The organism is Streptomyces sp. NPDC059247, from assembly GCF_042754005.1.
Taxonomy (GTDB): domain Bacteria; phylum Actinomycetota; class Actinomycetes; order Streptomycetales; family Streptomycetaceae; genus Streptomyces.
In genome coordinates this window covers 153,812-172,684 of sequence record NZ_JBHYZW010000009.1, presented here as the reverse complement: position 1 = coordinate 172,684, position 18,873 = coordinate 153,812, and the positions used below count along the sequence as shown (strand labels likewise).

Below are 18,873 nucleotides of genomic sequence, written 5' to 3'. Positions count from 1 at the left end.
ATCTGCGGCTCGTACCCCTCGCGGTGGCGGCATGGGCGGCAGCCGCCTGGGCACTGGGCGCCACCGGGTGGTGGACGTTCGCCGGTGCCGGGGGCTGTCTGGTGGCGGCCACGGTTCTGCTGGCGCCGGTCGTGGCGCGGTGGCGACCCGGCGGCAGGGTGCGTGACGGCAGGGGGCGTGACGGGGAGCGCCGAGCCGACGCACCGGTGGGACGGTCCGGCAGGGAGGGACCGGGAGCCGACCGGAAGCGGAAGGAGGTCGCGGGGTGGAGACTGCGGACGACCGCGTGCGCCGGGGCGCTGCTGTGCGCCGCCGCCGGGGCGACCTCGGCGGGACTGCACGCGGCGGACCTGCGGAGAGGACCCGTCCCGGCACTGGCTCGGGACGCCGCACGCGTACACCTTGAGGTGACGGTGGCCTCCGACCCGAGGCTCACCAGGCCCCGGGTGCGGGGAAGCGGAACGGTCCCCGTGTCCGTCGTCCTGGACGGCGTGGTCACCGAGGCGCGGAGGTCGGACGACGGGACCGTCCGGACCAGGGCCCCGGTCCTGGTGATCGTGCCGCCGGGGGAAGGCCGCTCGGAATGGCTACGACTCCTGCCCTCCACCCGGCTGAGGATCACCGGACGGCTGGGTCCGGCACGGCCGGGCGAACCGTACGCGGCGGTGCTCAAGACGGACGGGGCCGGGCCGCCCACGATCGTCGGGCCGCCGACCGCGCCGCAACAGGTGGCGGGAGAACTGCGCGCCGGGCTGCGCCGGGCGACCGAGGGACTCGCACCGGACGCGCGGGCCCTGCTGCCGGGCCTGGTGGTGGGGGACACCTCCCGGATCGGGCCGGAACTGAGAGACGCCTTCGAGGCGACCGACCTCACCCATCTGCTGGCCGTGTCCGGGAGCAACCTCTCCATCGTGCTGCTCCTGCTCGTCGGGCGACCGGGACGGGCCCATCGGGCGGAACGCGGTGGACTCGCCCCCCGGCTGGGGCTCTCGCTGCGGGGCACCGCGTTGGCGGGCGGAGCGCTGACGCTCGCGTTCGTGGTCGTCTGCCGACCGGATCCGAGCGTGCTGCGGGCGGCGGCCTGCGGGCTCGTCGTGCTCCTCGCGATCGGGACCGGCAGACGGAGATCGCTGATCCCCGCGCTGGCCGCGGCCGTGCTGCTCCTGGTGCTCTACGACCCCTGGCTCGCGCGGAGTTACGGCTTCCTGCTCTCGGTCCTGGCGACCGGGGCACTGCTCACCCTCGCGCCCCGGTGGAGCGAGGCGCTGCGGCGGCGCGGGGTACCCGGCGGACTCGCGGAGGCACTCGCGGCCTCGCTGGCGGCACAGGCGGTCTGCGCTCCGGTCGTGGTGGTCTTCGCCGCCCGGGTGAGCCTGGTCGCGGTCCCCGCGAACCTGCTGGCCGAACTCGCGGTGGCGCCCGCAACGGTGCTCGGCTTCGCCGCGCTCGCCGTGGCGCCGCTGTGGGCATCGGCGGCGGAGTGGCTGGCGTGGCTGGCGGGGTGGCCGGCCGGGTGGATCGCGCGGGTGGCCCGTACCGGCGCGGCGCTGCCGGGGGCGGAAATGACCTGGCCCGGAGGGTGGTGGGGTGGTCTCGCTTTGGCGGCGCTCACGGTTCTGCTGGTGTTCGGGGCGCGTGGGCTGCCGTACCGGGGGCCGATCGGGTCGTTGTTGGCGGTGGTGCTGTTGCTCGTGGTGACGCGGCCGGTGCCGTTGACCCGGTGGGCCACCGGATGGCCGCCGCCGGGCTGGGTGTACGCGATGTGCTCGGTGGGACAGGGGGACGCGACGGTGCTCGCGGCGGGCGGGGACGCGGGCGTGGTGGTGGACGCGGGTCCGGACCCGGCGGCGGTGGACCGGTGCCTGAGTGAACTCGGTGTACGGAGGGTGCCGTTGCTGCTGTTGACCCACTTCCACGCGGACCATGTGGCCGGGCTCCCGGGGGTGTTGAGAGGGAGGGAAGTCGGGGCGATCCAGACGACGAGACTCGAAGAGCCGCCCGCCCAGGCCGCGTTCGTCCGGCGGACGGCAGCGGCAGCACGCGTGCCACTGATCCGCGCCGGGCCGGGGGAGCGGCGCCGGGTCGGGAGCCTGGAGTGGCGGGTGCTCTGGCCGATGGCAGGGGCAGGGGTAGAGGCAGAGGCAGGGGTAGGAGTCGGGTCGGGAGGCGGGGAGTTCTTCGAGGGGCCGAACGACGCCAGTGTCGCCCTGCTGGTCCGGGCGGCCGGTGGAGTGACTCTGTTGCTGCTCGGGGACCTGGAGCCACCGGCGCAGCGGGCGCTGCTGAGAGCCCATCCGGAGCTACCACCGGTCGATGTGCTCAAGGTCGCCCACCACGGTTCCGCGTACCAGGAACCGGAGTTGACGCGGGCCGTGCGGCCGAGGCTCGCGTTGGTGTCGACGGGCCCGGACAACCCGTACGGCCACCCCTCGCCCCGGACGCTGGACCTTCTGCGGGACGGCGGAGCACGGGTGCTGCGGACCGACCGGGACGGGGCCGTCGCGGTGGTGGGGGTGGGGGGGGGGGGGGGGGGGGGGGGGGGGGGGGGGGGGGGGGGGGGGGGGGGGGGCGGGGGGGGGGGGGGGGGGGGCGGGGGAAAAGCCCCCCCCGGCCCCAGCCCCAGGCCCCCCAGCCCCAGGCCCCCCAGGCCCCCAGAGCCCCACCCCACCCCAGCCCCCGGCCCCAGCCCCCCAGAGTCCCGGCCCCAGTCCCCTCAGAGCCCCCGCCCCGAGCGCGCCCCCTCCCCCCCCACACACATCTAAAGAAATGCTTGTAAAGAAATCTTTCTAAAGATATCTTTTCATCATGTCGGAGAACAGTGACCCCCAGCCCGAGGGCGAGCAGCCCCGCAGTGTTCGGCTCACCGACCCGCGCGCTCTGCGGGCCTATGCGCATCCCCTGCGGATGACCCTGGTGGGGCTGCTGCGCACCAACGGGCCGTTCACGGCCACCCGGGCGGCCGAGCTGACGGGGGAGTCCGTCGCCAGTTGCTCCTATCACCTGCGGATACTCGCCAAATACGGACTCGTGGAGCAGGCGCCCGGCGGCAAGGGGCGGGAGAAGCCCTGGCGGGCCACGGCGCGGTACACCGAGTGGCCGGAGTGGAGCGAGGACCCGGCGGTCGCGGAGGCGGCCGACGTGCTCGGTTCGGCCATCGCCGAGCGTTACTTCGAGCGGGTCACCCGGGCCATGGAGAACCGGCGGCGGCTGTCGAAGGAGTGGCGGCAGGCCGAGCAGTTCGGCGACACGCTGCTCCACCTCACCCCCGAGGAGCTGACCGCCCTCGGCGCCCGGATCGACGGACTGATGCGGCCCTACGAGGCGCGCGCGTCCGATCCGTCCCTGCGGCCGGAGGGCTCGCGGCTCGTCAGCATCGTGCGCATCGCCTATCTGGACCAGGAAGTCCCCGAGAGCGGAGCGGAGTGAACCGCATGGCCCTGAAGGACCGGGTGCCGCCGCTGCTGCGCGAACGCACCTTCCGGCGCTACTGGACCGGACAGACCGTGTCCCTCGCGGGGGACCAGATATCGCTCATGGCGATCCCGCTCGCCGCCGTCCTCGTCCTGGGCGCGGACGCCGCCGCGATGGGCTGGCTCAAGACCGTCGAGCTCCTGCCCGCCCTCCTGCTCAACCTGCCCTTCGGAGCCTGGGCCGACCGGCGGGCCAGCCGTCGGCGGGCCATGGTGGCGACCGACATCGGGCGGGCGGCACTGGTGCTGTCCCTGCCGGTGGCCTACGCGCTGGACGCGCTGACGCTGACCCAGCTGTACGTGGTGGCGTTCGGCGTCGGGGCGCTCACCGTGCTCTTCGAGGTCTGCAACACCACGCTCTTCGTGGCGCTCGTACCCCCCGACCAGTACGTACAGGCGAACTCGCTGGTGAACGGCAGCCGTTCGACGGCCTGGCTGGCCGGGCCCGGGGTCGGCGGGCTCCTGGTGCAGTTCCTCACCGCCCCCTTCGCCCTGGTCGCGGACGCCGTCACGTATCTGGTGTCGGCCGGATACCTGGCGCGGATCGAGGCGGTCGAGCCGCCGCCCGCGCCCGTCGTCAAGGGACACTTCACCGAAGGGCTGCGATGGGTGGTCCGGGAGCCTTCGATGCGGGCGCTGTTCGCCGCGTCGGGCACGGTCCAGTTCTTCAACTACATGTTCCACACGCTCTTCGTGCTCTACGCGACCGTCGACCTCGGCCTCGGGGCCGGGCTGCTCGGTCTGGTGCTCGCCACCGGCGCCGTGGGCGGACTCCTCGGCGCGGTGTGCAGCGGAGCGGTCGTACGGCGGCTCGGCATCGGTGGGGCGCTCGTCGCGGGCTTCCTCGGCTTCACCCTTCCGCTGCTCCTGGTGCCGCTGGCGGGCGGGCCGTTGCCGGTGCTGGTGGGCGTGCTGTTCCTGGCGGAGTTCCTCTCCTGCGCCGGGGTGATGGTCGTGGACGTCGCCGCAGGCTCGTTCCAGATGGCTCTGATACCCGACGCGGTGCGGGCCCGGGTCATGGGCGCCTTCCGGACGCTCAACCATGGTTTCCGGCCGCTCGGCGCGCTGGTCGGCGGACTGCTCGGGACCGCGATCGGGCTGCGTCCGACCCTGTGGATCGCCACCGTCGGCGCCGTCTTCGCCGTGCTGTGGCTGCTGCCCTCCCCACTGCCGTGGACGAGGGAACTGCCCACCAGGGACGAGGAGCCGGTGCCCGCCCAGAAGGCGGTCTGAGGCGTCCGTCCGTCAGCGACCTCCGGCGGCGGCCTCGTTGATCGAGCGGCTGTCGAGGTACGGCCCGGGGGCGCCGGTGGCGGCGACCGAGACCATCGCCCGGCCGATGGCCTCGGTGGTGGTCACCTGGTGCGGTGCCAGCCGTCTGATCAGCGGGAAGAGGGGAGCGGTGACGGCGTACAGGGCCCGGTAGAGGGGGGTCCTGGACGTGATGCCGTGCAGGGGCTGGATGTATCCGGGGCGGAAGAAGTAGGTGGGCAGGGGCAGGGTGAGCAGATCGTTCTCGGTCCTCCCCTTCACACGGGCCCATCCGCTCCTGCCCCGTTCGCTGGTGTCCGTGCCCTGCCCCGAGACGTACACGAAGGTGAGGCCGGGGCTCGCGTCGGCCAGGACGCGGGCCACGGTCAGGGTCAGGTCGTGGGTGATCCGCCGGTACGCCTCCTGGCTCAGCCCGGCGGCGGAGACCCCGAGGCAGTAGAAGCAGGCGTCGTACCCGGACAGTTCGTCCTGGATGCCGGGACGGTTCATCAGCTCCGCGAGGTCGGGGTGGGTGATCTCCCTCAGCTCGGGGTGCGCGAGCCCGGTCGGGGTGCGCCCGACGACCAGGACCCGGTCGACCTCCGGGGAGCGGAGGCATTCGCGCAGGACGCCCCGGCCGACCATGCCGGTCGCTCCGAAGAGGATCACTCTCATTCGCTGGTCCTTCGCTGTGCGGGTGGGGCGGCGCGGCGGCCACGACCGGCGGCCGGTGCGCCCGGGACGGAGTGCGAGGTGGCGCGCGGAGGGAAGCCGGGGAGGGTCATACGGGGTAGGTGACGCCGGTCAGTTCCTCGGAGACGGTCCAGAGGCGGCGCTGCGTCGTCCGGTCGTGGGACCTGGCGCTGGAGGCCACCGGCCGGGGGTGTCCGCGCATACCGGTGATGCCGTCCGGGCCGTAGTACTGGCCGCCGGTCGCCCGGGGATCGGTGGCGGCACGCAGGGACGGCAGGGCCCCGCGCTCCGGACCCTGGGCGAACAGCGGCACGAAGACCTTGTCGAACAGGAGCCGTACGGGCGGGCTGAAGTCGCGGCTCAGGTCGGTGGCGGCTCCGCCGGGGTGGGCCGCGAGCGAGACGGTGGTGCCCCGGTCGGCCAGCCGCCGCTGCAGTTCGTAGGCGAACAGCAGGTTCGCCAGCTTGGACTGTCCGTAGGCGCGCGTCGGGCTGTAGCGGCGCTCGGCGTTCAGGTCGTCGAAGTCGATGGAGGCGCCCAGCCGGTGGGCGCCGCTGCTGACGGTGATCACGCGTGAGCCGGGGACGGACAGCAACCGGTCGAGGAGCAGTCCGGTGAGGGCGAAGTGACCGAGGTGGTTGGTGCCGAACTGCAGCTCGTGGCCGTCCGCCGTCGCCGATCGCGGGGTCCACATCACCCCGGCGTTGTTGATCAGCAGATCGACGCGCGGGAAGTCGTCGCGCAGTCGCCGGGCGGCGGCGCGGACCGACGCGAGGGCGCTCAGGTCGAGCTTCTGGACGGTGACGGCGGCGCCCGGTGACCGTGCGGTGATCCGCTCGGCGGCCGTGCGGCCCTTGTCCGTGTCCCGTACGGCGAGGACGACGTGCGCGCCCTTCGCGGCGAGCGCCGCCGCCGTCTGGAAGCCGAGGCCGGTGTTGGCGCCGGTGACGACGGCGATGCGCCCGGTCTGGTCGGGAATGTCTGCGGTGGTCCAGCGTGGCCTGCCCATAGGGCCAATGTAGGCATCAACAACAATGATGTCAACGACAACATTCGGGGATTAGGATGCCGTCATGGCGTACCACCACGGAAATCTGCGGACCGAACTGCTGGCCCGAGCCGAGACCGTCCTCGCGGACAGCGGCGTCGAGGCCCTCTCCCTGCGTTCGCTCGCCCGTGACCTCGGCGTCTCGCACGCCGCCCCCGCCCGGCACTTCCCGGACCGTCGGGCCCTGCTCGACGCCCTGGCCGTCGAGGGATTCGGCCGTCTGGGCGACCGGCTGCGGGGCGCGGTGTCCGACGACGGCCGGGGCTTCGAGGAGCGGCTGACCGACACGGCCCTGACCTACGTCCGCTTCGCCACCGCGCACCCCGCCCTGCTGGAGGTGATGTATGCGCGCAAGCACGACGTGCGGGCCCCCGAGGTGCGCGCCGCCTCCGACGCCTGCGCGGGCCCCCTGCTCGGCCTCTTCGCCGGAGGCACGCCGCTCGGCGACCCGGAGCGCTTCGGCGTGGTCCTGCTCGCCGGGCTCCACGGCATCGCCGCCCTCGCCGGGAGCGGCGCCCTGCCGCCCGCCCACTCCGCCGAGGACCTCGCGGTCGACATGGTCCGGCGCCTCCTGCGCGGCTCGCGCGCGGACTGAGCCCGCGGGCTCACGGATCGGGGACCCCGGGCCTGCCCCGCCACGGCCCTCGGCCCGCGCCCTTCAGGGCCCCGGCCGGTCCCGCCACGGACCCCGGCGCCCCTACGGGGCCTCCAGCCATCCCTCGTACTCGGCGGCGAGACCGTCCAGCGCCGCTGGGTCGAGCCTGCCCTCCGGGTCCTCGACGACCACCAGCCACTGGGCGTCCTCGGCGTCGTCCTCGCCCGCCAGCGCGTCCCGTACGAGCTGGGGTTCCTCGGCCAGGCCGAAACGGTCGGGGAGTTCGCCCGCGACCTCCTCGGCGGCGTCGCGGTCGGGCAGTACCAGTACGTGTCGTTCGCTCACCCGGCCATTCTCGGGCATCGCTGTCAGTGGCCCGTGGGATGCTGGAACGCGATGGCCACCAGAAAGACTTCTCCCGACGACCTCCTCGGCCCCGTGACGCTCGCCGTGGGGCAGGAGGACCTGCTCCTCGACCGTGTCGTGCAGGCGGTGGTGGCGGCGGCCCGCGCCGCCGACGCCGACACCGACGTGCGCGACCTCATGTCCGACCAGCTCCAGCCCGGGACGCTGGCCGAGCTGACCAGCCCCTCGCTCTTCGCCGAGCGCAAGGTCCTGGTCGTGCGGAACGCGCAGGACCTCTCCGCCGACACGGTCAAGGACGTCAAGGCGTACTTCGACGACCCGGTCGAGGACATCTCGCTGGTCCTGCTCCACGCGGGCGGGGCCAAGGGCAAGGGCCTGCTCGACGCCGCGCGGAAGGCGGGCGCGCGGGAGGTGGCCTGCCCGAAGACGACGAAGCCCGCGGAGCGGCTGACGTTCGTCCGGCAGGAGTTCCGGGCCATCGGACGGTCGGCGACACCGGAGGCGTGTCAGGTGCTCGTGGACGCGATCGGCAGCGACCTGCGGGAGCTGGCCGCCGCCGCCGCGCAGCTCACGGCCGATGTGGACGGCACGATCGACGAGGCGGTCGTCGGCCGGTACTACACCGGACGGGCCGAGGCCTCCTCCTTCAACGTCGCGGACCGCGCCGTCGAGGGACGGGCGGCGGAGGCGCTGGAGGCCCTGCGCTGGTCGCTCTCGACCGGGGTCGCCCCGGTCCTCATCACCAGCGCGCTCGCCCAGGGCGTCCGGGCGATCGGCAAGCTGTCGTCGGCCCGGGGCGGACGGCCCGCCGACCTCGCCCGTGAGCTGGGAATGCCGCCCTGGAAGATCGACCGGGTGCGTCAGCAGATGCGGGGCTGGACCCCGGACGGGGTGTCCGTGGCGCTGCGGGCGGTCGCCGAGGCGGACGCCGGGGTGAAGGGCGGCGGGGACGACCCGGAGTACGCCCTGGAGAAGGCGGTGGTCGCGGTGGCCCGCGCGGCGAGGATGAGACGCGGGGAGTAGCGGGCCCGCGCCCGCGCGGTCGGCCCCCGAGACCTCGCGGCGGCACGCCGAAGCTCTGCGCGGGGGGCGCCCGGACCCGTCAGTACGCCCCCGGCCCGGCCGCGCGCTGCCCTGGGACCCGTAGGGCCGGGGCCCGTGGAACCCCTGGGGGAAGGGTCCCCGCCCCATGCCGAAGGCCCCGCTCTTCCCTGGGGAAGGGAAGGAGCGGGGCCTCGGGTGAAGACGATGGGCTCGCACCCGCGTGGCGAACGCGTCCGCGTGCGAGTCCTGGGTGGCCGGGCGGGAGCGGGAGAGAGGGCCCGCTGGGTCCCGTACGGCCGATCACATCAGAGCTCAGCCCTGGAGAGCGGCAACCTTGGTGGCCAGCGCCGACTTCTTGTTGGCGGCGGCGTTCTTGTGGATGACACCCTTCGAGACAGCCTTGTCGAGCTGACGCGCGGCGGCACGAGAGGCAACGGTGGCCTTCTCGAAGTCGCCGGCGGCGACGGCCTCGCGGGCCTTGCGGATCGCGGTCTTGAGCGAGGACTTGACGGCCTTGTTGCGCAGGCGCGCCTTCTCGTTCGTCTTGTTCCGCTTGATCTGGGACTTGATGTTCGCCACGAAAAGAGCCTTTACAGGTTCGGTGTTCCTTCTGGATGGGCCTCGCAGCTGAGAGGGCATACGAGACACAGCTGTCCACAGTATCAGCGCCCCCCTCGGCCGCCCAAACCGGGCGTCGGGCGGCGGGCATGGGACCATGGAACCTACGTATCGATCCGACATCGCCCCGAGACGAGACCCTGCGTGCCCGCGACTCCTCCCCACGTGCCCGAGCCGAGCCGTACCGACCCGGCTCTGATCCGCAACTTCTGCATCATCGCGCACATCGACCACGGCAAGTCCACGCTCGCCGACCGGATGCTCCAGCTGACCGGTGTGGTCGACCAGCGGCAGATGCGTGCCCAGTACCTCGACCGCATGGACATCGAGCGGGAGCGCGGGATCACGATCAAGTCCCAGGCGGTCCGGCTGCCGTGGGCGCCGACCGAGGGGCAGGGTGAGGGCAGGACGCACATCCTGAACATGATCGACACCCCGGGGCACGTCGACTTCACGTACGAGGTCTCGCGTTCGCTCGCCGCCTGCGAGGGCACGGTCCTGCTGGTCGACGCGGCGCAGGGCATCGAGGCCCAGACGCTGGCCAACCTGTACCTGGCGATGGAGAACGACCTCACCATCGTCCCGGTCCTGAACAAGATCGACCTGCCCGCCGCCCAGCCGGAGAAGTTCGCCGAAGAGCTGGCGAACCTCATCGGCTGCCAGCCGGAGGACGTCCTCAAGGTCTCCGCGAAGACCGGCGTGGGCGTCGAGGCGCTGCTGGACCGGGTGGTCCGGGACATCCCCGCCCCGGTGGGCGTCGCGGACGCCCCCGCCCGCGCGATGATCTTCGACTCGGTCTACGACTCGTACCGCGGTGTCGTGACGTACGTCCGTGTGGTCGACGGGCAGCTCAACAAGCGCGAGCGCATCAAGATGATGTCGACCGGCGCCACCCACGAGCTGCTGGAGATCGGCGTCTCCTCGCCCGAGATGACCGCGTCCGACGGTCTCGGCGTGGGCGAGGTGGGCTACCTCATCACCGGAGTGAAGGACGTCCGCCAGTCCAAGGTCGGTGACACGATCACCTCCCTGCACAAGGGCGCCACCGAGGCGCTGGGCGGCTACAAGGACCCGAAGCCGATGGTCTTCTCGGGCCTCTACCCGCTGGACGGCTCGGAGTACCCGGACCTCCGCGAGGCCCTCGACAAGCTCCAGCTCAACGACGCCGCCCTGGTCTACGAGCCGGAGACCTCCGCCGCGCTCGGCTTCGGCTTCCGCGTCGGCTTCCTCGGTCTGCTCCACCTGGACGTGATCCGCGAGCGCCTGGAGCGCGAGTTCGGCCTCGACCTGATCGCCACCGCCCCCAACGTGGTCTACCGCGTGGTCATGGAGGACGGCAGCGAGCACACGGTCACCAACCCGAGCGAGTTCCCCGAGGGCAAGATCGACGACGTGTACGAGCCCGTCGTACGCGCCACGATCCTCGCCCCCAGCGAGTTCATCGGCGCCATCATGGAGCTGTGCCAGACCCGCCGGGGCACGCTCATCGGGATGGACTACCTCTCCGAGGACCGGGTCGAGATCCGCTACACCCTGCCCCTCGCGGAGATCGTCTTCGACTTCTTCGACCAGCTGAAGTCCAAGACGCGCGGTTACGCCTCCCTCGACTACGAGCCCACCGGCGAGCAGGCGTCCAGCCTGGTCAAGGTCGACATCCTGCTGCACGGCGACAAGGTCGACGCCTTCTCCGCCGTCACGCACAAGGACGCCGCCTACGCCTACGGCGTGCGGCTGGTCGCCAAGCTGCGCGAGCTCATCCCGCGGCAGGCGTTCGAGGTGCCGATCCAGGCGGCCATCGGCTCCCGGGTGATCGCCCGCGAGACCATCCGCGCCATCCGGAAGGACGTCCTCGCCAAGTGCTACGGCGGTGACATCTCCCGCAAGCGGAAGCTGCTGGAGAAGCAGAAGGAGGGCAAGAAGCGCATGAAGATGGTCGGCTCGGTGGAGGTGCCGCAGGAGGCGTTCATCGCCGTCCTGTCGAGCGACGAGTCCTCCGGCAAGAAGAAGTAGCCGGACCGCCAGAAGTAGCTGCATGATGAAACGAATGGGTCCACGTGCCGGGTGCGCGTGGGCCCGTTCGTTATCAAGCGACGCCCTGCAAGGCCTTACGCGCCGGTCTCCGGGCCTTTAGTCTGATCCCGGCTCGAAGGTTACTCGCCAGTTTTTTACGAACCGCCAGAAGGCACCGCCGCCGCCCGGAGGACGTCGTGAGCGACACACAGACCCAGATCGAGAACCGACCGCCCTCCGTGGCGACCCTCTTCCTCGAGCGCGTCGAGCGGACTCCGGACGCGGAGGCCTACCGCTATCCGGTGCCCGCCGCCTCCGGAACCGGCCCGGACGACTGGAAGTCGCTCAGCTGGGGCCAGGCCGCCGACCGGGTCTTCGCCATCGCCGCCGGTCTCGTCGACCTCGGCGTACGGCCCGAGGAGCGGGTCGCCCTCGCCTCCTCCACCCGCGTCGAATGGATCCTCGCCGACCTCGGCGTGATGTGCGCGGGCGCCGCGACCACCACGGTCTACCCGCAGACCAACGCCGAGGAGTCGGCGTTCATCCTCTCCGACTCCGAGTCCCGGGTGCTGATCGCCGAGGACGCGGCCCAGCTCGCCAAGGCCGTGGAGCGCCGCGCCGAACTGCCGCACCTGCGCCATGTGGTCGTCGTCGACGCCACCGGTGTGGAGGGCGACGGCGAATGGGTCCTCAGCCTCGCCGATCTGGAGGCGCGCGGCCGGGCCTACCTGGAGAAGCACCCCGAGGCCGTCAAGGAGCGGGTCGGGGCGATCACCGCCACCCAGCTCGCCACCCTCATCTACACCTCCGGCACCACGGGCCGCCCCAAGGGCGTCCGCCTCCCGCACGACAACTGGTCGTACATGGCCAAGGCCATCGCCGCCACCGGTCTCGTCACCCAGGCCGACGTCCAGTACCTGTGGCTGCCGCTGGCGCACGTCTTCGGCAAGGTCCTCACCTCCGGCCAGATCGAGGTCGGGCACGTCACCGCCGTCGACGGCCGCGTCGACAAGATCATCGAGAATCTTCCGGTGGTCCGGCCGACCTACATGGCCGCCGTCCCCCGCATCTTCGAGAAGGTCTACAACGGCGTCGCGGCCAAGGCCCGCGCCGGAGGCGGCGCCAAGTACAAGATCTTCCAGTGGGCCGCCGGAGTCGCCCGCGCGTACGCCAAGGCCACCCAGGACAGCTTCCGCCGCACCGGCACCGCCGCCGCGCCCTTCGGCCTCACCGCCCAGCACAAGATCGCCGACGCCCTCGTCTACGCCAAGATCCGCGAGGCCTTCGGCGGCAACCTGCGCGCCTGCATCTCCGGCTCCGCCGCCCTCGCCCCCGACATCGGCTACTTCTTCGCGGGCGCGGGCATCCACATCCTGGAGGGGTACGGCCTGACGGAGTCCTCCGCCGCCTCCTTCGTGAACCCGGGCGAGGCCTACCGCACCGGCACCGTCGGCAAGCCGCTCCCCGGCACCGAGGTCCGCGTCGCCGACGACGGCGAGATCCTGCTGCGCGGCCCCGGCATCATGGAGGGCTACCACGGGCTGCCCGAGAAGACCGCCGAGGTCCTGGAGTCCGACGGCTGGTTCCACACCGGAGACATCGGCGAGCTGTCCGCCGACGGCTATCTGCGGATCACCGACCGCAAGAAGGACCTGATCAAGACGTCCGGCGGCAAGTACATCGCGCCGGCCGAGGTCGAGGGCCAGTTCAAGGCCGTCTGCCCGTTCGTCTCCAACATCCTGGTGCACGGCGCCGACCGGAACTACTGCACCGCGCTGATCTCCCTCGACGAGCCCACCCTCCTCGGCTGGGCCGCCGAGCACGACCTCGCGGGCCGCACCTACGCCGAGATCGTCGCCGCACCGCAGACGGTGAGGATGGTCCAGGGCTACGTCGACCGCCTCAACGAGGGCCTCCAGCGCTGGCAGACGATCAAGAAGTTCCGGCTGCTGCCGCGCGACCTCGACATCGAGCACGGCGAGCTCACCCCTTCGCTGAAGCTGAAGCGGCCGGTGGTGGAGCGCGAGTACAGGACGCTCATCGAGGAGATGTACGCGGGCTCCCGGGAGTCCTGACCGCCCCGGCCTCCGGCCCCGGCCCTCGGGGCGTGGGAGCACGCCTGGGCGGTCGTCCCGGGCGTGCTCCCGGGTGTCCCGGGGCCGTCCTGGAGGGCCCGACAGCCGGGCCCACAGCGGGGTCGGCGGCCGTGGTCGGCCGTGTCCAGGGGTGACCGGGTTGTCCACAGGCGCCCGTCCGTCCACAGGGGCGGGCGCCGACTCCGGGCGGTACGGGACAATGGGGCCATGCCTTCCGTACTGCCCGATGGTGAGACCGTGCCCGACGACGGGTCGCTGCCCCCGCACGCCCTCGAAGGGGCCGGGGAACGGCCGCTCGGTTTCTATCTGCACGTGCCGTACTGCGCGACCCGCTGCGGCTACTGCGACTTCAACACCTACACGGCGAGCGAGCTGCGCGGCACCGGAGGCGTGCTCGCCTCCCGCGACAACTACGCCGGACAGGTCGTCGAGGAGATCCGGCTCGCCCGGAAGGTGCTCGGCGACGACCCCCGCCCGGTGCGGACCGTGTTCGTCGGCGGCGGCACGCCCACCCTGCTCGCCGCCGGGGACCTCGTCCGGATGCTGGCGGCGGTCAGGGAGGAGTTCGGGCTCGCCGACGACGCCGAGGTGACCACCGAGGCCAACCCGGAGTCCGTCGGCCCCGACTACCTCGCGGAACTGCGGGCGGGCGGCTTCAACCGCGTCTCCTTCGGGATGCAGAGCGCCCGGCAGCACGTCCTGAAGGTCCTCGACCGCACCCACACGCCCGGCCGGCCCGAGGCCTGTGTCGCCGAGGCGCGCGCCGCCGGGTTCGACCACGTCAACCTGGACCTGATCTACGGCACGCCCGGTGAGTCCGACGACGACTGGCGGGCCTCCCTGGAAGCGGCCATCGGCGCGGGCCCCGACCACGTCAGCGCCTACGCCCTGATCGTCGAGGAGGGCACCCAGCTCGCCCGCCGCATCCGGCGCGGCGAGGTCCCCATGACCGACGACGACGTCCACGCCGACCGGTACCTGATCGCCGAGGACGTCCTCTCCCGGGCCGGGTTCGCGTGGTACGAGGTCTCCAACTGGGCCACCTCGGAGGCCGGGCGCTGCCTCCACAACGAGCTGTACTGGCGGGGCGCCGACTGGTGGGGCGCGGGACCGGGCGCGCACAGCCACGTGGGCGGGGTCCGCTGGTGGAACGTGAAGCACCCGGGAGCGTACGCGTCCGCCCTCGCCGCCGGGAAGTCGCCGGGGGCGGGCCGGGAGCTGCTCCCCGCCGAGGACCGGAGGGTGGAGCGGGTCCTGCTCGAACTGCGGCTCAGGGAGGGCTGCCCCCTGGAGCTGCTGAGACCCGCCGGACTCGCCGCCTCCCGGAAGGCCCTGGCGGACGGGCTGCTCGACCCCGGCCCCTACGCGGACGGGCGGGCCGTCCTGACCCTGCGGGGACGGCTGCTTGCCGACGCGGTGGTCCGGGACCTGGTGGACTGAGCGAGGGCGGCGCCCGGCGGCGGCCGTGATCCCGTCGGCGGGGCGACCTCCGGCGGCGGCCTCACCTCCGCTGTCGCGGGCTGCCGGAACCGTACGGCCGTGCGGACGGACCGACCGGCGGAACACCTCCGCCGCGTGCGGGCGGGGGCGGGGCGGCGGCCGTCACGGCGCGCCCACCGGAGTTCAGGGCACGGTCACGTGGTCGATCAGTCGTTCCACCGCGCCCAGCAGCTCCGGTTCCAGGTCCTTGTAGCTCGTCACCCTCGACAGGACGTGCTGCCAGGCCGCCCCCGTGTTCTCCGGCCAGCCCAGGGCCCGGCACACGCCCGTCTTCCAGTCCTGGCCGCGCGGGACCGTCGGCCAGGCCGGGATGCCGAGGGAGGACGGCTTCACCGCCTCCCAGACGTCGACGTACGGATGGCCCACGACCAGGACGTCCGGAGAGGTCACCCGGGCCGCGATCCTCGACTCCTTCGAGCCCGGGACCAGGTGGTCCACCAGGACGCCCAGCCGGGCGTCCGGGGCCGGGCCGAACTCCGCCACGATCGCCGGCAGGTCGTCGACACCCTCCAGGTACTCCACGACCACGCCCTCGATCCGCAGGTCGTCGCCCCAGACCCGCTCCACCAGCTCGGCGTCGTGACGGCCCTCCACATAGATCCGGCCCGCCCGCGCCACCCGGGCCCGCGCCCCCGGCACGGCGACCGAGCCGGAGGCCGTCCGCGCGGGGCGCGCCGGGGCCGCGGAGACCGGGCGGACCAGGGTCACCACCCGGCCCTCCAGCAGGAAGCCGCGCGGGTCGAGCGGGAACACCCGGTGCTTGCCGAAGCGGTCCTCCAGGGTCACCGTGCCCGCCTCGCAGCGGATCACCGCCCCGCAGAAGCCGGTGGTGACCTCCTCGACGACCAGGTCCGGGTCGGCCGGGACCTCGGGGACGGGGGCCGACCTCTTCCAAGGGGGCGTCAGATCCGGGTTGTAGCTGCGCATTCGGGCGACGTTAGGCCACGGAGAACCGCCGTGCCAGTTCTTCGCGCTGGCGTCGCACGAACGGGGCGTCCACCACCGCCCCGTGCCCCGGCACGTACACCGCGTCCTCGCCGCCGAGGGCGAGCAGCCGGTCCAGCGCGTCCGGCCAGCGCGCCGGGACCGCGTCCGGGCCCGCCTGCGGCTCGCCCGACTCCTCGACCAGGTCGCCGCAGAACACCACCTCCCGCTCGCCGGGCACCAGGAGCGCCAGATCGTGGCCGGTGTGCCCGGGGCCCACGTTCGCCAGGAGGACCTGGCGACCGCCCAGGTCGAGCGTCCACTCGCCGCAGACCACGTGCCGGGGGGCCACCAGGACGTCCGCCGCCTCCGCCGCCTCCGCCGGGTCGAGCCCGTGCCGCACGGCGTCCGCGAGCAGGGCCTCCCGTTCCCGGGGGTGGCGGAGCAGTTCGTCCGTGCCGACCGCGCCGAACACCTCGGCGCCCGCGAACACCGCCGTGCCGAGCACATGGTCGAAATGGGGGTGGCCCAGTGCGATGTGCGTCACTCCCCGGCCGCCGGTGAGGCCCGCGACCTGCGCCCGCAGCCCGGCCCCCTCGGCGAGCGAGGACCCCGTGTCGTACAGGAGCACCGCCCGTTCTCCCAGTACGAGACCGACCGTGGCGTCCCAGCGGGGGAGCCGTCTGCGGCCCACCCCGTCCGCGAGACGCTCCCATCCGTACGCTTCCCATTCGACGTCCATGCGGCGACGCTAACCGGTGGGGGCGCCGCCTCCTTGCCAGGAGCGACGCCCGCCGCCGTACACTGGCCGGGGATCTCTGGCACTCGGACCGGTCGAGTGCCAAAAGCGGAGCAACCGGAACGACGACGGCAGCTGGAGGTGTGCACGATGCTCAGCGAACGCAGGCTCGAGGTGCTGCGGGCCATCGTCCAGGACTACGTCGGGACGGAGGAGCCCGTCGGGTCCAAGGCGCTCACGGAGCGCCACAGGCTGGGCGTCTCGCCCGCCACCGTCCGCAACGACATGGCCGTCCTGGAGGACGAGGGCTACATCGCGCAGCCCCACACCAGCGCGGGCCGCATCCCCACGGACAAGGGCTACCGGCTCTTCGTCGACCGGCTGGCCGGGGTGAAGCCGCTGTCGACGCCCGAGCGCCGGGCCATCCACAACTTCCTCGACGGCGCGGTCGACCTGGACGACGTCGTCGGCCGCACGGTCCGGCTGCTCGCCCAGCTGACCCGTCAGGTCGCCGTCGTCCAGTACCCCTCGCTGACCCGTTCGACCGTGCGGCACGTGGAGCTGCTCTCGCTGGCCGCCGCCCGTCTGATGCTGGTGCTCATCACCGACACCGGCAGGGTCGAGCAGCGGGTCGTCGACTGCCCCGCGCCCTTCGGGGAGACCGCGCTCGCCGATCTGCGGTCCCGGCTCAACGGCCGGGTCGTCGGCCGCCGGTTCGCCGACGTGCCGCAGCTGGTGCAGGACCTCCCCGAGTCGTTCGAGGAGGCGGAGGACCGGGCGACGGTCTCGACCGTGCTCGCGACCCTCCTCGAAACCCTGGTCGAGGAGCACGAGGAGCGGCTGATGATCGGCGGCACCGCCAATCTCACCCGCTTCGGACACGATTTTCCTGTGATGATCAGGCCGGTGCTCGAAGCCCTTGAGGAGCAGGTCGTGCTCCTCAAGCTGCTCGGCGAGGCCAAGGAATCGGGCATGACCGTACGTATCGGGCATGAGAACGCCCACGAGGGACTGAGTTCCACGTCCGTCGTCTCGGTCGGCTACGGTTCGGGCGGCGAGGCAGTCGCCAAACTCGGCGTGGTCGGACCGACCCGCATGGACTACCCCGGAACGATGGGAGCGGTACGCGCAGTGGCACGTTACGTCGGACAGATCCTGGCGGAGTCGTAGTGGCCACGGACTACTACGCCGTGCTCGGCGTGCGCCGCGACGCGTCCCAGGACGAGATCAAGAAGGCTTTCCGGAGGCTCGCCCGCGAGCTGCACCCGGACGTCAATCCCGATCCGAAGACGCAGGAACGATTCAAGGAGATCAACGCCGCCTACGAGGTCCTCTCGGACCCGCAGAAGAAGCAGGTCTACGACCTGGGCGGCGACCCGCTGTCGGCTTCCGGCGGAGGGGGCGCGGGCGGCTTCGGAGCCGGTGGCTTCGGCAACTTCTCCGACATCATGGACGCCTTCTTCGGCACGGCCTCGCAGCGCGGGCCGCGTTCGCGGACCCGGCGCGGCCAGGACGCCATGATCCGTCTGGAGATCGACCTCAACGAGGCGGCCTTCGGCACCACCAAGGACCTCCAGGTCGACACGGCGGTGGTCTGCACGACCTGCTCCGGCGAGGGCGCCGCACCGGGCACCTCCGCGCAGACCTGCGACATGTGCCGCGGCCGTGGCGAGGTCTCCCAGGTCACCCGGTCCTTCCTGGGCCAGGTCATGACCTCCCGCCCCTGCCCGCAGTGCCAGGGCTTCGGCACCGTCGTCCCGACCCCGTGCCCCGAGTGCGCGGGCGACGGCCGGGTCCGTTCCCGGCGCACCCTCACCGTGAAGATCCCGGCCGGTGTCGACAACGGCACCCGGATCCAGCTCGCGGGCGAGGGCGAGGTCGGCCCCGGCGGCGGCCCCGCCGGAGACCTGTACGTCGAGATCCACGAGACCCCGCACGAGACCTTCCAGCGGCGCGGCGACGACCTGCACTGCACGGTCACCATCCCGATGACGGCGGGCGCGCTGGGCACGAAGGTGCCGCTGCAGACCCTCGACGGCATCGAGGAGATCGACATCCGGCCCGGTACGCAGTCCGGCCAGTCGGTCCCGCTGCACGGGCGCGGCATCACCCATCTGCGCGGCAACGGACGCGGTGACCTCATCGTGCACGTCGAGGTGCAGACCCCCGGCAAGCTGGACGCCGAGCAGGAGCGGCTGCTGCGCGAGCTGGCCAAGCTGCGCGGCGAGGAGCGGCCGACCGGCCAGTTCCAGCCGGGGCAGCAGGGGCTGTTCTCCCGCCTGAAGGACGCGTTCAACGGCCGGTAGGAACATCCGGCCGGTACGGGCGAGGGGCGGCATCCGGGGGACCGGAAGCCGCCCTCGGCCGTATCCGGAGCGGTGTCCGAAACCGTGTCAGGAGCCGTATCCGAAATCGTGCCCGAAATCGTGCCCGTAGCCGTGCCTGTAGCCGTGTCCGGAGCCGTGTCCGGTGGAGGTGCCGCTCACGGATCGAGGTGCCGCTCATGGATTCGGCGCCGG

The 18,873-nt window shown here is 72.6% G+C and carries 15 protein-coding genes and 1 pseudogene; 10 read left to right on the top strand and 6 right to left on the bottom strand.

What is annotated here, in order from left to right:
* Positions 1–2: 2 nt before the first annotated feature.
* The 3 genes and pseudogenes from ACFXGN_RS18735 to ACFXGN_RS18725 all read left to right on the top strand — a co-directional run.
* Positions 3–2,525, top strand: a pseudogene (locus tag ACFXGN_RS18735) (ComEC/Rec2 family competence protein); the annotation flags it as partial.
* Between the two features lie 280 nt (positions 2,526–2,805).
* Positions 2,806–3,426, top strand: a complete 621-nt coding sequence (locus ACFXGN_RS18730; RefSeq protein WP_384860172.1) for a winged helix-turn-helix domain-containing protein — start codon at positions 2,806–2,808, stop codon at positions 3,424–3,426.
* Between the two features lie 5 nt (positions 3,427–3,431).
* On the top strand, positions 3,432–4,703 hold the full coding sequence (locus ACFXGN_RS18725) for an MFS transporter (RefSeq protein ID WP_384860168.1): 1,272 nt from the start codon (positions 3,432–3,434) through the stop codon (positions 4,701–4,703).
* A gap of 12 nt (positions 4,704–4,715) precedes the next feature.
* Here ACFXGN_RS18725 and ACFXGN_RS18720 read toward each other — a convergent pair whose 3' ends face one another.
* Both ACFXGN_RS18720 and ACFXGN_RS18715 read right to left on the bottom strand, forming a co-directional pair.
* Complete coding sequence (locus ACFXGN_RS18720) at positions 4,716–5,396, bottom strand: NAD-dependent epimerase/dehydratase family protein (protein ID WP_384860165.1); 681 nt, start codon at positions 5,394–5,396, stop codon at positions 4,716–4,718.
* Between the two features lie 106 nt (positions 5,397–5,502).
* The gene (locus tag ACFXGN_RS18715; protein WP_384860162.1) at positions 5,503–6,423 is read right to left on the bottom strand and encodes an SDR family NAD(P)-dependent oxidoreductase; all 921 of its coding nucleotides are present in this window, start codon (positions 6,421–6,423) and stop codon (positions 5,503–5,505) included.
* Positions 6,424–6,487: 64 nt separating this feature from the next.
* Here ACFXGN_RS18715 and ACFXGN_RS18710 point away from each other — a divergent pair, with 64 nt between their 5' ends.
* The gene (locus ACFXGN_RS18710; protein ID WP_384860159.1) at positions 6,488–7,057 is read left to right on the top strand and encodes a TetR/AcrR family transcriptional regulator; all 570 of its coding nucleotides are present in this window, start codon (positions 6,488–6,490) and stop codon (positions 7,055–7,057) included.
* 102 nt (positions 7,058–7,159) lie between these two features.
* Here the strand turns inward: ACFXGN_RS18710 and ACFXGN_RS18705 are convergent, their stop codons facing one another.
* Positions 7,160–7,420: a hypothetical protein gene (locus ACFXGN_RS18705; RefSeq protein ID WP_384860157.1), complete on the bottom strand. Its 261-nt coding sequence runs from the start codon at positions 7,418–7,420 to the stop codon at positions 7,160–7,162.
* Positions 7,421–7,453: 33 nt separating this feature from the next.
* On the opposite strand from ACFXGN_RS18705, the gene holA reads away from it, so the two are divergent.
* Complete coding sequence (gene holA, locus ACFXGN_RS18700) at positions 7,454–8,446, top strand: DNA polymerase III subunit delta (RefSeq protein WP_384860154.1); 993 nt, start codon at positions 7,454–7,456, stop codon at positions 8,444–8,446.
* Between the two features lie 333 nt (positions 8,447–8,779).
* Here holA and rpsT read toward each other — a convergent pair whose 3' ends face one another.
* The gene (gene rpsT, locus ACFXGN_RS18695) at positions 8,780–9,046 is read right to left on the bottom strand and encodes a 30S ribosomal protein S20 (RefSeq protein WP_351792905.1); all 267 of its coding nucleotides are present in this window, start codon (positions 9,044–9,046) and stop codon (positions 8,780–8,782) included.
* A 183-nt stretch (positions 9,047–9,229) separates the two neighbouring features.
* Between rpsT and lepA the strand changes: the two genes are divergently transcribed.
* The 3 genes from lepA to hemW all read left to right on the top strand — a co-directional run bounded on the left by lepA (position 9,230) and on the right by hemW (position 14,631).
* A complete protein-coding gene (gene lepA / locus ACFXGN_RS18690; protein ID WP_384860151.1) occupies positions 9,230–11,095 on the top strand; it encodes a translation elongation factor 4 in 1,866 nt (621 codons plus the stop codon).
* Between the two features lie 197 nt (positions 11,096–11,292).
* Positions 11,293–13,170, top strand: a complete 1,878-nt coding sequence (locus tag ACFXGN_RS18685; RefSeq protein ID WP_384860148.1) for an AMP-dependent synthetase/ligase — start codon at positions 11,293–11,295, stop codon at positions 13,168–13,170.
* A gap of 228 nt (positions 13,171–13,398) precedes the next feature.
* The gene (hemW, locus tag ACFXGN_RS18680) at positions 13,399–14,631 is read left to right on the top strand and encodes a radical SAM family heme chaperone HemW (protein ID WP_384860145.1); all 1,233 of its coding nucleotides are present in this window, start codon (positions 13,399–13,401) and stop codon (positions 14,629–14,631) included.
* Between the two features lie 183 nt (positions 14,632–14,814).
* On the opposite strand, the gene ACFXGN_RS18675 is transcribed toward hemW, so the two are convergent.
* Both ACFXGN_RS18675 and ACFXGN_RS18670 read right to left on the bottom strand, forming a co-directional pair.
* A complete protein-coding gene (locus ACFXGN_RS18675; RefSeq protein ID WP_384860143.1) occupies positions 14,815–15,618 on the bottom strand; it encodes a DUF3097 domain-containing protein in 804 nt (267 codons plus the stop codon).
* Positions 15,619–15,628: 10 nt separating this feature from the next.
* Positions 15,629–16,357 (bottom strand): MBL fold metallo-hydrolase, encoded by a 729-nt coding sequence (locus ACFXGN_RS18670; RefSeq protein ID WP_384860141.1) that lies wholly within the window; start codon positions 16,355–16,357, stop codon positions 15,629–15,631.
* Positions 16,358–16,504: 147 nt separating this feature from the next.
* On the opposite strand from ACFXGN_RS18670, the gene hrcA reads away from it, so the two are divergent.
* Together hrcA and dnaJ are read left to right on the top strand one after the other, a co-directional pair.
* On the top strand, positions 16,505–17,524 hold the full coding sequence (gene hrcA, locus ACFXGN_RS18665) for a heat-inducible transcriptional repressor HrcA (protein ID WP_384860138.1): 1,020 nt from the start codon (positions 16,505–16,507) through the stop codon (positions 17,522–17,524).
* On the top strand, positions 17,524–18,660 hold the full coding sequence (dnaJ, locus tag ACFXGN_RS18660; RefSeq protein ID WP_384860137.1) for a molecular chaperone DnaJ: 1,137 nt from the start codon (positions 17,524–17,526) through the stop codon (positions 18,658–18,660). The genes hrcA and dnaJ overlap by 1 nt, the downstream gene beginning before the upstream one ends.
* The last annotated feature ends 213 nt before the right edge of the window (positions 18,661–18,873 follow it).